We start from the raw sequence: 14,798 nt of genomic DNA, 5'->3' as shown, positions 1-14,798 counted from the left end.
CGCGATTTTTGGTTTGACAAGTATTGGTGCTACTGCTACATATAAAAAATGAAATCGATACCAGTAACAGCGCGAATCTCGGATGTGGCCAGAAAGGCAGAGGTCTCGACGGCCACCGTCTCGCGTTTTCTGCGCGGTGACCGGGTCCGTAACGTTGAGCGCATTGTTCAGGCGATCGAGGCGTTGGATTATCGGCCGGTGATTGCGGCGCAGAGTCTGCGTTCTGGCATTCATTACGCTGTCGCGATGGTCGTTCCCGACATCACCAATCCGTATTTCGCCGCCTTGGCAAAGGGTGTGGAGTCGGTATTCCGCGACACGGACTACCGCTTGTTCCTTGCCAACACCGACGAGTCCTCGAAGATTGAAGATGCGGTTCTGAAAGACGTGTCGTCGCGCGTCGACGGAATCATCCTCGTCCCGGCCTTGGAGCAGGATGAGTTGCCTCTGCGACTGAGGCGGGCGGGTATACCGATAGTGTTGGTGGACCGCGAACTGACCGAGAAGGCCTTTGAAAGCGTTCTCGTTGATAATCTGGGCGGCGCGGCAGCTGCTGCCCGTTATTTCATCGAGCTTGGTCATACGGCTATTGCAATGATCAGCGGACCTCTCGGTAACACGCCGGGCCGGGCAAGATATGAAGGATTTCTTGCCGCGCTCGCCGAGGTCGGCATACGGCCGCCGCCAGAATATCTCGAGGTTGCCGATTTCCGCGAGGCCGGGGGTTATCAGGCGATGCTCCGATTGCTCGATCTGCCGGAGCCGCCGACGGCCGTATTCTGCGCCAACAATGTCATGACGGTTGGGGGCCTCAAGGCGCTTGCGGCAAATCGGGTCAGGGTGCCTAGGGATATTTCGCTGATCGGCTTTGACGATCTCGAACTCGGCATGCTCCTGCACCCGCCGCTCACCGTGATTGACCGCCCAACAGAGGAACAAGGGGTATTGGCTGGACAGCTGATACTTCGGCATCTTCAGGGGAAGCAGAACGTTGGGGTACCCAACCATGTGGTGATGCCGACGAAACTCATCGTGCGGGGCTCCTGCGGAACGCCGCGCAATGGTCCGCAGTCGCAACGGAGATCCACATGATCGGTGTACGCAAGCTCTCGGTTCGCTTTGGACCAACCCTGGCCTTGGATGGCGTTGATATGGAAATCCGGCCGGGGACAATCCATGCATTGGCTGGCGAGAACGGATCAGGTAAAAGCACGTTGCTCAATGTCCTCGGTGGGGCTCTGACACCAAGCAAAGGAAGTGTCATTCTTGACGGCAAGCCCGTTACATTCACTGACACGGGGCAGGCGGCCGCAGCCGGCGTTGGGATCATCTTCCAGGAACTCAGTCTGTTTCCGCACCTCTCCGGGTACTCGAACATCTTTATTGGCAACGAACCATCCAGATTTGGTCTCATGCGCCTCCGGCAACTACGGGAAGATGCCGAACGGCTGGTCAATGAACTCGGTTTTCCTCGCCTCGATCTGAACCGCCCGGTGGCCGAACTTAGCGTGGCCGAACAGCAAGTCGTCGAGATCCTGAAATGTCTGAGCCAGAAGCCAAAGATTGTCTTGTTCGACGAGCCGACGGCGTCGCTCACGCAGCGTGAAATACAGCCCGTCTTGTCCATCATGAAGCGCTTACGCGACCAAGGCTATACCGTAGTCTTCGTTTCCCATTATCTTGAGGAGGTCTTTGCTGTTGCCGACAGGATCACCGTTCTGCGTGATGGTCGCGTAACGCTTGATGACGACATCGCCAATGCCGACCACGACCGTCTTCTCGCTGCAATGCTGGGACGTAAGCTGACTGAATTCTATCCCAGTCGCGTAACTCGGCCGCAGCGTGAGGTTGGTATAAAATTAGAAGCGGTAACGTGTGACGGAATCGAGCCAATCTCGCTTGAAATCGGGAAAGGAGAAATTCTTGGCGTGGCTGGTGCTATAGGTTCAGGCAGTTCCGCATTCGGGGAAATGCTTGGCGGGCTGCGCTCGTTGCGGGGCGGCGCGATGTATCTCGACGGTCGTGACTATAAACCCAGCAGTGCAGCCGAGGCGCTGCGCTGTGGCGTCGCCTATGTGCCTGAAGATCGGCGCACCGAGGCGCTGCTGCTTGATCTTTCGGTTTCTACCAACATCAGCTTGCCGCTGATTGCCTCGCCGAGAAGCCCTCTTGTTGCTATCGGCGGTTTTTTGCGCCAACGCAAGGAGCGCGATCTCGTCAAGCGGGAGGTTGAGCATCTGAACGTCCGTCCCGGCAATCCCCGTCTTCCGGCGCGCGCCCTTTCGGGCGGCAATCAGCAGAAAGTCGTGCTTGCCCGATGGTTCCTCTACGACCGGCCTTGCCTTGTGCTCAATAACCCTACGAAAGGCGTCGATGTGGGTTCCAAGGCCGAGATCTATAGGCACATCGCCAGTCTTTCCGATTCGGGCCACACGATCATCCTGATCTCGAACTACAATCCCGAGATCTGCGGTATGGCCGATCGGGTCGTCGTATTTCGGGAGGGCCGGCTGTTCACAACATTCGAACACGGCGCGGCAACCGAGGAAGATTTGCTCGACATGACGATAGGCGGTACCTCTGCGACGCTCGTCAAAAAGGAGGCGTAATGGAAATTCAGTCAAATACAAGCTTGAGAGACTTCCGTTCGAGTATGATCACATTGCTCAACTCGTCATTGGTCGCGGTCACCCTGGTGGCGCTGATTTTTGCCTTTTCATTGGTTGAACCAGTCTTCATCAGTGACAACAATATATTGGACTTGCTGCAATCTATTGCGGTCATCGGTGCCCTGTCGATTGGTCAGACCTTTGTTATCATTACGGCGGGGATCGATCTTTCCCAAGGGGCCGTTATCGCGCTGTCGGGGGTGCTCGGCGCGGCGGTGATGGGTGAGATAGGCGGCGTCGGCGGCATCATCCTCGGGATAACCGTTGCCTTGGCCACCGGTCTCGGCGTGGGACTCCTGAATGGATTGCTGACCGCGTTCACCCGCATTCCCGCCTTCATCGTGACATTGGGTACATTGAGCATTGTCGGTGGCGGTGCGCTTCTCTTTACCGGCGGCGAGCCAATCTATCAGCTACCTTCAGCATTCGATACGTTCGGTACTGACGCGATTGGAGTCATTCCGGACATCATGGTGGTGACTCTGGTGTTGGCTTTTTTCGGGCAGATCCTGCTAACCCGTACGCGATTCGGCCGCAGCGTTTATGCGGTGGGCAGCAATCGACGGGCGGCGTTGCTCTCGGGTTTGCCGGTGCGTCGGAATATCGTGCTTGTCTACGTCTTGTCGGGAATTCTGTCGGCGATAGGTGGTGTTCTTCTCACGGCGTATGTGAACTCGGCCTTACCAACGGCAGGGGCGAACTATGAACTTTATTCGATCGCCGCAGTGGTGATCGGAGGCGGCAGTCTATTCGGTGGCCAGGGGAATGTATGGGCTTCCATGCTTGGAGTGCTGCTGATCGGCACTCTTGATAATGGCACGGATTTGCTCGGTTTTTCGACCTACTTGCAGGTGGTTATGCTAGGCTGCGTTGTGATCGGCGCGGTCTTTATCGATTCTTTCCGTAAGCGTGTAGCGATTTAGTTGATGGATAAGGAGATCGTGATGAATACCAAGACAGAATACAAGGAGATCGTGATGAATACCAAGACAGATTCCCACGACGCCGGAGTCTTCGCGCGCCATCGGCTGGGACTCGCAATCGGGGCGCTGATGGGCACCATGCTAGCCTCGAGTTCGGCGATGGCAGCTCCGCAAAAGGTAATCGAATTTATCCCGACTTCCAGTGCCACGCCATATTTTCTAAGGGAATATGATGGGGTGAAGAAGGAAGCCAAGAAATACGGCTACAAAACGCTATTTCAAGCTCCGTCGGTGGCGACTCATATCAGTACGCAGATCGGCATGGTCTACACGGCTATTACGCGCAAGGTGAATGGTATTGTTCTGGTCCCTTATAGCCCAACGGGGTTGCTCCCACCGGTCGAGAAAGCCATGGCGCATCATATCCCAGTGGTCGTCACGGACTCGACGCTGACGCCGATGAAGGCCCTCACTTTCACCGCCGTGCCGGACAAAAAAGCGGCCGCCGCAGTCGCGAGTTATGCCGCAAAAATGGTCCACGGCCATGGCGAATACGCGATTATTGATTACAATCTATCGGACACGTCCGCTCGCTATCGGCGTGATGGGTTCGAGGCCGCGATGGCAAAATTCCCGGGTATGAAATTTGCTGGTCTTCAAATCAGCCATTCTGTTCCAGAAACTGCGCTACGCGAAACCGAAGCCATGCTTACAAGTAATCCAAAGATCAATGTGGTTTTTGGTGCCAACGACCGTTCAGCGCTGGGTGTCGCAATGGCGGTGAAGAGAATGCATCTTCAGAACAAGGTGGTTGTGGTTGGCTTCGACGCCGACCTGGGAGAACTCGGCTACATCAAATCGGGAGTCATCAAGGCATCTGCGCTGCAAAGCCCGCTGCTCATGGGCGAAACTGCGGTCAAAGTGCTGCATGAACACTTCATCGACCCGACGAAGAAGTTCCCCCAATACATCCCGTTGCCATATCATCTAGTGACGTATAAGAATTACAACAGCCCGGCGTCAGTTTCTGCTATCAGGCAATATCTCGCTGGATATAAAGGGTAATGCCAGGATATGGTAAATTGAGCCAATGAAAGAGGTTGATCCCATGACGCCGAGAACAGTGATCGAGAATTACTGGAATACCGAATGCGCGCGGAATATCGAAGCCATCCTCGGGTGCTATACCGAAGATGCCGAATTGCTGGTGCCGGGCTTTGGCCAGCTGGTCGGTCATGACCAGATCCGCCGCTTCTATCAGGAAAGCATTGACCGGTTCCCGGTGTTGGAGGTGAGGATCGTAGGTGCTGTCGAAAATGGCGACCAGGGCGCCTTCGAGTGGCGTTCCCGATTTCGTGACCACGAGGGTCGAGAATTTCCCCTTGGCGGCGTTAACCTGATCCGCATCCGGGACGGCAAACTGCAGAAGGTTCATGTCTATTACGACCCTGCAGAGATAGCTTCGGCATGACCCCGCCGATCGTTATTCTTGGCGCCTTCTTCGTTGATCTCGCCTGCCGTGCGGATCGCATGCCGGTGTGGGGCGAGACGCTACGGGGCAAAAGTTTCGCGTTAGGCCCGGGCGGGAAGGGGGCAAACCAGGCCGTCGCCGCGGCGCGGCAGGGTGCGCGAGTCGAGATGATCACAAGGGTCGGTTGCGATACCTTCGGCGATATGGCCCACAAGCTATTTGCGCAGGAAGGTATCGGCTCGACCTTCGTCGTCACCGACGACGCAGCGCCGACTGGCACGGCGACGATAATCGTTGAGGACGCGAGCGCGGAGAATGCGATCATTATCGTTCCAGGTGCGTGCGGACGACTATCGGTGGCGGATGTGGAGGCAGCATCGCCGGCAATCGCCGGCGCCTGCTTCTTCGTTTCGCAACTGGAACTCGACTTTGCCGTTTGCCGGCGGGGGATGGAAATTTCCTCCGAGGCACGCGTTCCGGTTCTGCTTAATCCGGCGCCTGCGCTCCAACTGCCGGAAAGCGTTTATCCACTGGTATCTTACCTGACCCCCAATGAAAACGAAGCGTCAATGTTGGTCGATGCGCCAGTCACCAACGTTATGGACGCGAAGATGGCGGCTAGGGTTTTGCGTGATCGCGGCGTCAGCAACGTGGTTGTCACATTGGGTGAAGCGGGTGCCTATGTCAGTGGCGAATCTTTTGAGGGTATCATTCCCGCCTTCCGTGCCGGACCGGTGCGGGATACGACGGGCGCCGGTGATGCCTTCAACGGCGGCTTTGTGGCTGCGCTTGCACAGGGAGCGGGGTTGCGGGAAGCCGTGCAGTTCGGTTGCGCGGTCGCGGGGATTTCAGTCACGAGGCCGGGTACGTCACCGGCAATGCCAGCGCGTCATGAGGTCGACGTACTGCTTGGAGTCGTGTCGTGAATTCCCACGCCCGTCATCATCCCGATAATCGGGGTACCGCGCTCGACATCGGCTGGGTGAACGGCCTGCGTGTTAATCCTGCTGCCGCTGAGTTGCGGGCGCTTACGCTCCCCAAGAAGCGCTCGGTCAAAAAGGCATACCAGGCTGCGTGGCTCTTGCGGGCAATTTCGTGCATCGATTTGACCACCCTTTCGGGAGACGATACGGCGGAGCGTGTACGCCGTTTGTGCCATAAGGCACGCAATCCGGTGCGGACTGATCTTCTTCAGGCATTGGGCGCTGATTCGTTGGGCCTGACGGTGGCCGCAGTCTGTGTCTATCATGCCTATGTCGAGACGGCGGTCCGTGTTTTGGAGGGTAGCGAGATCCCTGTGGCTGCTGTCTCTGCGGGTTTTCCTGCAGGCCTGTCGCCGTTTTCCGAGCGGGTTGCCGAGATTCGCCGCTCGGTCGAGGCTGGGGCAAGGGAGATCGATATTGTCATTACCCGCGCCCATGTCTTCCGAAGCGAGTGGACTGCCCTTTACGATGAGGTCGCCGCCTTCCGAGAAGCCTGCGGACCCGCGCACATGAAAGTGATTCTTGCAACCGGTGATCTGGCAACCTTACGCAACGTCGCTCGTGCCAGCTTGGTCTGCATGATGGCTGGCGCTGATTTCATCAAGACGTCGACAGGTAAGGAAACGGTCAACGCGAACCTCCCGGTGGGCCTCGTGATGGCGCGTGCAATCCGCCACTACCACGAACAAACCGGCATGAGTGTCGGTTTCAAGCCCGCCGGCGGTATCAGCACCGCGCGCACAGCAATTGATTGGCTCGCGATGATCCACGAAGAGTTGGGCGTGCGATGGCTCGATTCGGGGATGTTCCGCTTTGGCGCAAGCTCGCTGCTTGGCGATATTGAGCGCCAGTTGGAACACCACGTCACCGGCCACTATTCGGCGGCATTCCGCCACCCGATGAGTTAAGGAGAGGCCGCGCCGATGGACGTTCTGGAGGCATTCAACACAATGAGCTATGGTCCTGCCCCTGAGGATGCGCGAGAAACGCTTGCTTGGCTCGAACGCCATGACCGACGCTTCGATCTGTTCGTCGATGGCGCATGGCGCCCTGGCGAACGGCTATTCGAGACCGTAAACCCGTCGACTGGCGCGGTGCTGGCAAGTTGCGTCGAGGCCGACGCTACGGATGTTGATGCGGCCGTGGCTGCGGCCCGGCAGGCTTTCCCTCTCTGGGCCGGGCTGTCCGGTCATCGGCGCGCGCGCCATCTTTATGCGCTGGCCCGATTGGTGCAGAAGCACGCCCGCCGTCTCGCCGTGCTAGAGACGCTCGACACCGGCAAACCCATTCGGGAGACGCGTGATATCGATATCCCGCTCGTTGTGCGCCATTTCTACCATCACGCAGGCTGGGCCCAGATACTTGGCGACGCTTTTCCTGGCCAAGAACCGCTCGGCGTCATCGGCCAAGTGATCCCCTGGAATTTTCCGCTGCTAATGCTTGCCTGGAAGATCGCCCCGGCGCTGGCTGCGGGCAACACGGTCGTTCTGAAGCCCGCTGAATACACGCCGCTCACCGCCATGGCCTTTGCAGAGCTCTGCATCGAATCGGGCTTGCCATCGGGAGTGGTGAATATCGTGACTGGTGCGGATAAAACCGGCGCAGCGTTGGTTTCCCACCCTGATATCGATAAGGTCGACTTTACAGGGTCGACTGAGGTGGGCCGAGAGATTCGCCGCCAAACCGCTGGCACGGAAAAGCGGATCACGCTGGAACTCGGCGGCAAGTCGCCTTTCATTGTATTTGATGATGCCGATCTGGACGCCGCGGTCGAAGGGGTTGTGGACGGCGTCTGGTTCAATCAGGGCGAAGTCTGTTGCGCCGGTTCGCGGTTGTTGGTGCAGGAGGCGGTAGCCGACGATTTCCATGCAAGACTCCGTCGGCGTATGGAAACCCTTCGCCTTGGCGATCCGCTCGATAAAAATACCGATATCGGCGCAATTGTCGCCCCTGTGCAATTCGAGCGCATACGCCGGCTTGTCGCGTGCGCAATCGATGAAGGTGCTGAATGCCATCAACCGGCCAGCACGACGCCAGCCACCGGCCTCTTCTTTCCGCCTACATTGCTCACAAATGTCAGCCCGGCATCGTCCGCAGCGCAGGTAGAGATCTTTGGACCGGTGCTCGTTTCCATGACGTTTCGCACGCCCGCCGAAGCGATCGAGCTTGCCAACAACACGGTCTACGGTCTTGCGGCCAGCGTATGGTCTGAGACTATCGGCGTCGCGTTGGAAGTTGCAGCGAAGGTCAAGGCTGGCGTGGTTTGGGTGAACGGAACCAATCGCTTTGATGCCGCCTGCGGCTTTGGTGGCTATCGGGAGAGTGGATATGGTAGAGAAGGCGGGCGCGAGGGTATGGCAGAGTATTTACGTCCAGCCTGGATACGAGACCTACCGCCGCTTGCGGTTGAGGAAAGCACGTGGCGGGCAGCAGAAGTTGCAGGGCCGGATCGTTCCGACGGCATCGATCGGACAGCCAAACTCTATATTGGCGGTAAACAGAAACGGCCCGATAGTGGTTACAGCGAGTCGGTCGCTGCCGCAGACGGTAGTTTGCTCGGAGAGGTGCCGCTCGGCGATCGAAAGGACGTGCGTGACGCGGTGGAGGCGGCACGTAAGGCTGTTGCGTGGGAGCACATGGATGGTCACGCGCGGGCGCAGGTGCTCTATTATGTTGGCGAAAATCTCATGCTGCGGCGGGACGAGTTCGCCAGCCGCCTCGCTCGGATGACTGGCGCGAGCCGCAAGGACGCGTTTCTGGAAGTCGAGGCTGGTATAGAATCTGCATTTTCCGCAGCGGCGTGGGCCGACAAGTATGAAGGCACAGTCCATAATCCGCCAGGCCGAGTTGTCACCATGGCGTTGCACGAGCCACTTGGCGTCGTGGGCATCGTTTGCCCGGTGAACGCCCCACTCGCAGGCTTTCTATCGCTCATATTGCATGCCGCTGCGATGGGCAACCGTGTGGTTGCGATCCCTTCGGCGGCCTACCCGCTGATCGCGACCGATCTCTACCAAGTCTTTGACACAAGTGACGTGCCCAGCGGCGTGCTGAACATTGTCACTGGCCGCACCCGCGAGCTTGCCATGGTGCTTGCTGGACACGGCGATGTCGATGGTCTCTGGTATTTCGGGGCACCAGCGTATGCAGCTGATGTTATAGTGGAGTCTGTATCGAATCTAAAACGTGTATGGACCCATGAGAACCGGTCGTGGCCTTGGGTGCAGACCAATTCAGCGCAGGTTCGGGAGATGCTCCGCCAAGCGGTGCAGGTCAAGAACGTGTGGATCCCCTACGGAACATGAATGGAAAACTCGTCAGTACTGACGGCTCCAATGCGCAGTGCCATTTTAAAATCCCGATCCAGATATTCATCCGGGTTGAACTCTGGCGCATAGGGCGGCAGAACAAACCACCAAGGGCATCCTAATACTAGTGATCAATTCAATTTTACTGCCTCTGACTATCTTTGGGTCGCCAGCACCAGCAGGCCCTTTAATAGGCTATAAAGGAGACAAAGCTTGGCTGCCGCAGACCATAAATAACCATGCAAAACCCTTTTTTTGAAAAAAACCTATCCACAACTCTCCCTATGCATATCCGCAGCGCCATTGGGAGCTGGATGACCAGGGACTTGGACTCTCTACCGAGGAGGAGCAGCAGTACAACATCATTGCACTCAAAAACGGCGTGCGTGCGTGCCCAAGTAGACCAATGGCCACTCATCCACCAGGTCGTCCTGGTGGTCCGCCCATAGGTCCATGCCTTCCAGGTCCACCCTGTGGTCGTCCCATTCCCGGACCAAATTGTGGTCCCTGCGGAGGCCCTCCCGCTGGTCCTTGCTGGAACTGGGGACCACCAGGTCCAGGTCCTCCTGGTTGTGGGCCGAATCCAGGTCCGCCAAATGGCGGAGCCGGTGGTGGTCCCCCTTGGGGCCCAAAGCCTGGTCTGCCAGGAGGACCAGGCGGGGGTGCTTGTACCCCGAGGTAATTAAAATAAGTGCCGGGCGGTGGCGGCGGCAGTGCACCGGGTGGTGGAGGCGGTGGCGGCGGTGCTCCCGCCGGTGGCGGAGGCGGCGGCGCTGGATAGTATTGATAATAATACTGCGGGTAGTAGTACCACATCAGGTACTGCGCATAGAGCGGTTGACTGTAATAACTGGCATAAGCAACGGGAGGCTGCAAATATGCATACTGCTGTGGCCACCCGGCATTGCCAAGATTGATGCCTATATCTCCCAACAATACGCTGATATCAAAAGGAGAGGCCGAAGCCGGTACAAAACAAGAAAACAAACCAGCGCCGGCAAGTGCAACGGGAATACGGAATAAAAGGGATTTATAGGACATTTTAAACCTCCTGCATTACTGGCTTGTTACCGAATCGTGCATTTGCCTTTTGACCCTGCTGATGGCGGTGTTTTTGGCATGATACTACATAATAACCACTCAAGGTGTGCGCTCTCAGCGGGATTGGATGCCCCCAGCCATAAGATGGTTAGAACTGCATCCCTAAGCCCACATCACCCCGGAGTATATTGGGTGCTCCTCGCTGGGTAAAATCATCATCGTGCAACCCCACATAGAGGGATACATTCGCCATCAATGGATAGTATGCGTTTACTCCCATTTGCAGCAGGTCCGATGTCCTGTTGAATGTGGTTGGTGCAAGCCCAGAGACATGTTGTGTTTCAGAGATGCCACCAAGATAACCAATGTATCCCGTCAAATTGATACCGGGCAATGCGGCCGCAGCATACAGGCCGCCACCCAGGCCATTGGTGCTCAGCGAGGAGTGATAGTCATAATAGCTGTTGGACTGTGCAAAACGGTTATACTCGTACCCCACATAGGGTCCGACGGCCAGGATGTTGCTGGCATTGAAGAGATAGCCAAGTTTGAGTCCGAACGTATTGGTATTGCCCCCGGTGTACCCCTGATAGGTGGCTCCGAACTCGTGACGGTATTTGGCTGTGCCGAACAATCCGCCATTGTAGAGGCTGGCACGCAGACCCAATCCGCCGGTGGTGTTCCCATACCGGTTGGTGGCTCCTTGCACATTGCCGGAAACCCCGACTTGATTCATGACGCCATATACGGATGCTTCGGCGCCTATCGGTAAAACGATTGCGAGAGTCAATGCGGTTAACCATAGTTTTTTCTGAATCATCTGAACACTCCTGTTTGTTTGCTGAAAAGACAGATTTTGGCGATATGACATATAAGTCATACCGTTGCATCAGACCGACATTCGGACTATGTCAGAAAGCAGGAAAAGCCCACTGACAAACCTGAAACTTGGACAGCAGAATTTATGCCAAAGGTTCCGGTTGACCGAATTTCTTCCCGAAATCAGCGGCATGCGCCGTCAGATCCATGAAAATGCTTTGCGAGGCTTACGGAACGCAGTGCTACTGAGTTAACCCCTGGGCTTATCCGTTGTTCTTTAACGACAACCCTTCGCGACACCGCCTTTACAGGATACCTGCATGGTAAAACGAACCTGTTGTAATTTCATTGAAACCGGGAACCACCACGGGTGTCGTTTCAACTTCAAGACGGTTTCCTGCCATGGAATGCTTATTGCTTAAATAATTCAGTCCGTTCTCTGAAAGGAGAAAAAGCATGCTACTAAACACCATCAGAATTCCTGGGATCAGACCCCCTGCAACTCTGCGCGTTGCCTGCGTATTCTATTGATCATGGGCACCAATTCTGGCGATCGTGGGCACCCCTGGAGAGTGAACATTTTGGTCGTTGTGATTTTAAGCACAGGCGGTCACGATGGGTCAACTTTGGGGGTGGTGTCGGGGTCCCGATGACGGCGTAAGGATTCGCCTTTCAGCTCCAGGCGGTGGGCGCTGTGCAGCAGGCGATCCAGGACGGCATCGGCCACGGTGGGCTCGCCCAGATAGTCATGCCAATGATTGACCGGTAACTGGCTGGTAATCAGGGTCGCTTTCTGGTTCACCCGGTCATCGATGATTTCCAGCAGATCACGCACGTCCTCTCCGCGCATGGGGGCCAGACCCCAGTCATCCAGGATCAGCAGGTCCATCTTGGCCAGGGTGTTCAGGTAACGGCCAAAGCTGCCGTCCCCGTGCCGGATCTGGAGCTCTTCAAACAGCCGGGGGAGACGGAGATAGCGGACACTCAACCCCTGCCGGCAGGCTTGCTGTCCCAGGGCGCAGGCCAGCCAGGTCTTGCCGGTACCGGTGGCGCCGGTGATCAGGAGGTTCTGGCCCTGACGGATCCAGGTGTTCTGGACCAAAGAGCGCATCCGGGCGCGTTCCAGACCTCGGGAGGCCCGGTAGTCGATGTCCTCCACACAGGCGTTGTGCTTGAGATGGGCGAGTTTCAGCAGGCGCGTCAGGCGGCGCTGATCCCGGGCACACAGTTCTCGATCCAGGAGCAGACCCAGGCGCTCCTCGAAGGGGAGATCCTGGGCCTGGGGCAGCCGGGATTGTTCTTCCAGGGCTTCGGCCATGGCGCTGAGGTTCAGTTGCCGCAAGGCCTGCAGGGTGGGTTGGTATAACATGGGAGACTCCTTGTCTATCACTGGTAGTAATGGGGACCACGGATATTGTCGTGGGTCGGTAAGGGGGTGCTTGGGGACGCGGGTTCCTGGACCTGATCCATCCCCTGCTTCAGGATGGACTGGATGCTCTGGGTCGTCGGTGAACCGATCTTCAGCGCCCGGGCACAGGCGGCATCGAGACGCTCCTTGCCATAGCGCCGGGAGTAGCTGAGCAGGCCCAGACAGGATCGGTAGCCTTGTTCGGGATGGGCGCGCCGCGCCAGTTGCCAGCGCACCACGTCCCGGGTGGCAGGGCCAATGGACAGTGCCCAATTCAGGAGCCGTCCCGGGGACCACTCCCGGTGTTGCTGGTAGGCCTTGAGCAGGTGTTCCGGGACGGTGCTGTAACGCCCCTGCAGGGTCTGGCGGGGATGGCTGGCCACCCGCTGTTGCTGGTGGAAGATTTCCACCGTCCGGGCACTGACCCGCAGATCGACCCGGGCACTGACCAGGCGATAGGGCACCGAGTAAAAATGCCCCTGATAGGCCACATGGGAGTCAATGCTGACCTTGGCGCTTTTCCAGACCGCAAACACATAGTCCTGTGCGGGCAAGGGCTGCAGGGCCGGTTGTTCCAGGGATATGAAGGCGCTGTGGCGGCTGCCGGGTAGCTGCTTGAAGGGGCGCTGATTGAGGTCCTCCAGCAGGCGGCGGATCTCCCTGTTGAGATCCATCAGCGAGAAGAACTGGTGGTGGCGCAACCGCGCCAGAATCCAGCGCTCCACCACTTGCACGCCGACCTCGACCTTCGCCTTGTCTTTGGGTTTATAGGGGCGTGTCGGCAGCACTACGGTCCCGTAATGCCCGGCCAGATCCCGATAGCTGCGGTTGATCTCGGGTTCATAGCGGGAGGCCTTGGTGACCGCCGCCTTGAGATTGTCGGGGACCAGGAGAGTCGGCACTCCGCCGAAGTACCGGAACGCCCGGACATGGGACCCCAGGAAGTCCGGCAGACTCTGGCTCCAGGTGGCCTCGCAATAGGTATAGCTGGAAGCCCCCAGCACCGCCACAAAGATCTGGGCCTGCCGGATCTCGCCGGTGCCCGGGTCCACGACCGCTACCATAGGCCCCGCATAATCAATGAAGAGTTTTTCGCCCGCCACATGCTGCTGACGCATGCTGGTTTTGAGGCGGGCTTTCCAGCTGCGGTAATGGACACAGAACTGGGAGTACTGGTAGGTGCGCTCGCCCGGGTGGGCGGCCACATACTCCTCCCAGAGCAGTTGCAGGGTCACGCCCTTGCGCCGTAATTCCGTATGGATCTGCGCGAGGTCGGGCAGGACCGGCCGGGACGCCGGGAGCGGCTGGCGGCGCGGGTTCAGCCGCTGTTCTACCTCCACGACCGTCAGCCCCTCCGACAGAGGCCACCCTATCTGGGCTTCCGTCGCCCGTTGCAGATACTTGCCCACGGCCCCCTTGGACAATCCGCAGGCGCGGGCTATTTGCCGCTGGCTACAACCGGCGGCGTGTAATCGCAGGATCTCGATAATCGCTTTCATGGTCATCCTCGGTGTGGGCATGCTGGATCTCCTCTAAAAAGGACCCAGAATGCCGCTCAAGCCAATGAATGACCAAAATGTTTTTTACTCCACAGAGGAATTTCCGCAGGCCATTCTGGCATCGTGGGCATCGATTCTGGAAAATCGCGCAAACTGCCCACGATCCGCCAGAATCACTGCCCACCATCGCCCAGAATCACCGCCCACGATCATTCAGAATGACTGCCCACGATGGGCCAGAATACGCACGTTGCCGCCACATTGGTGCTTGCAGCGGCGTTCATTATCCCGACATCTGTTCACGCAGATTCTTTGACGGGAAAATTGTGGATACCAGGAATAGCATTCAATATAGATCAACCTGCCTATGCGCCACGCGCAACTTACCCCGCCTATCCCGGGTTTGCGGCAATACCTTATTCGTACAGCAAAAAGTCATGCCAACGTGCAGAAAAATATCAGCGGCGCCTGCTCAAACAGGAACGTAAAGCTGATCATCGTTACTGGAAAGCACTGCACAATCCGGAAAAACATGACCGCAAGGCGGAAAGGAGATATGAACGCTTTGTATATCAATACCCATGAATTATTTATTCGAGTGATCAAGAGAACTGATCCCTTATTACAGGAGAATCGCATGTTGCATAAAATTCAGTACCTGACGATCCGTAAAGTGT

The 14,798-nt window shown here is 57.3% G+C and carries 12 protein-coding genes; 9 read left to right on the top strand and 3 right to left on the bottom strand.

Going from position 1 to position 14,798, the window contains the following annotated elements:
• Positions 1 to 48 precede the first annotated feature (48 nt).
• From ACJU26_RS01200 to ACJU26_RS01165, 8 genes are read left to right on the top strand one after another with little or no spacing between them, the layout of a single operon-like run.
• The gene (locus tag ACJU26_RS01200; protein ID WP_414040744.1) at positions 49 to 1,092 is read left to right on the top strand and encodes a LacI family DNA-binding transcriptional regulator; all 1,044 of its coding nucleotides are present in this window, start codon (positions 49 to 51) and stop codon (positions 1,090 to 1,092) included.
• Positions 1,089 to 2,609 carry a sugar ABC transporter ATP-binding protein gene (locus ACJU26_RS01195; RefSeq protein WP_414040743.1) on the top strand — a complete coding sequence of 507 codons (1,521 nt, stop codon included), beginning with the start codon at positions 1,089 to 1,091 and terminating at the stop codon, positions 2,607 to 2,609. Before ACJU26_RS01200 ends, ACJU26_RS01195 begins: the two co-directional genes overlap by 4 nt.
• Positions 2,609 to 3,592, top strand: coding sequence for an ABC transporter permease (locus ACJU26_RS01190; protein ID WP_414040742.1), 984 nt, complete (start codon positions 2,609 to 2,611; stop codon positions 3,590 to 3,592). Before ACJU26_RS01195 ends, ACJU26_RS01190 begins: the two co-directional genes overlap by 1 nt.
• A 21-nt stretch (positions 3,593 to 3,613) precedes the next feature.
• Positions 3,614 to 4,657, top strand: coding sequence for a sugar ABC transporter substrate-binding protein (locus ACJU26_RS01185; protein ID WP_414040741.1), 1,044 nt, complete (start codon positions 3,614 to 3,616; stop codon positions 4,655 to 4,657).
• Between the two features lie 43 nt (positions 4,658 to 4,700).
• Entirely contained in the window at positions 4,701 to 5,063 is a 363-nt protein-coding gene (locus ACJU26_RS01180) for a nuclear transport factor 2 family protein (RefSeq protein ID WP_414040740.1), read from the top strand.
• On the top strand, positions 5,060 to 5,989 hold the full coding sequence (rbsK, locus tag ACJU26_RS01175; protein WP_414040739.1) for a ribokinase: 930 nt from the start codon (positions 5,060 to 5,062) through the stop codon (positions 5,987 to 5,989). Before ACJU26_RS01180 ends, rbsK begins: the two co-directional genes overlap by 4 nt.
• Positions 5,986 to 6,954 carry a deoxyribose-phosphate aldolase gene (deoC, locus tag ACJU26_RS01170; protein ID WP_414040738.1) on the top strand — a complete coding sequence of 323 codons (969 nt, stop codon included), beginning with the start codon at positions 5,986 to 5,988 and terminating at the stop codon, positions 6,952 to 6,954. Before rbsK ends, deoC begins: the two co-directional genes overlap by 4 nt.
• Positions 6,955 to 6,969: 15 nt before the next feature.
• A complete protein-coding gene (locus ACJU26_RS01165) occupies positions 6,970 to 9,351 on the top strand; it encodes an aldehyde dehydrogenase family protein (protein ID WP_414040737.1) in 2,382 nt (793 codons plus the stop codon).
• A gap of 1,192 nt (positions 9,352 to 10,543) precedes the next feature.
• On the opposite strand, the gene ACJU26_RS01160 is transcribed toward ACJU26_RS01165, so the two are convergent.
• The 3 genes from ACJU26_RS01160 to istA form a co-directional block, all read right to left on the bottom strand.
• Positions 10,544 to 11,215, bottom strand: coding sequence for a hypothetical protein (locus ACJU26_RS01160; protein ID WP_414040736.1), 672 nt, complete (start codon positions 11,213 to 11,215; stop codon positions 10,544 to 10,546).
• 609 nt (positions 11,216 to 11,824) lie between these two features.
• Entirely contained in the window at positions 11,825 to 12,583 is a 759-nt protein-coding gene (gene istB / locus ACJU26_RS01155; RefSeq protein WP_414040162.1) for an IS21-like element helper ATPase IstB, read from the bottom strand.
• A gap of 17 nt (positions 12,584 to 12,600) precedes the next feature.
• Entirely contained in the window at positions 12,601 to 14,121 is a 1,521-nt protein-coding gene (gene istA, locus ACJU26_RS01150) for an IS21 family transposase (protein ID WP_414041901.1), read from the bottom strand.
• Positions 14,122 to 14,352: 231 nt separating this feature from the next.
• Between istA and ACJU26_RS01145 the strand changes: the two genes are divergently transcribed.
• A complete protein-coding gene (locus tag ACJU26_RS01145; RefSeq protein ID WP_414040735.1) occupies positions 14,353 to 14,706 on the top strand; it encodes a hypothetical protein in 354 nt (117 codons plus the stop codon).
• Positions 14,707 to 14,798: the final 92 nt, after the last annotated feature.

This window comes from Acidithiobacillus sp. M4-SHS-6, from assembly GCF_047421495.1.
GTDB lineage: Bacteria > Pseudomonadota > Gammaproteobacteria > Acidithiobacillales > Acidithiobacillaceae > Acidithiobacillus.
Note: the sequence above shows the minus strand (reverse complement) of the source record. Positions and strands in the feature narration are given on the sequence as shown.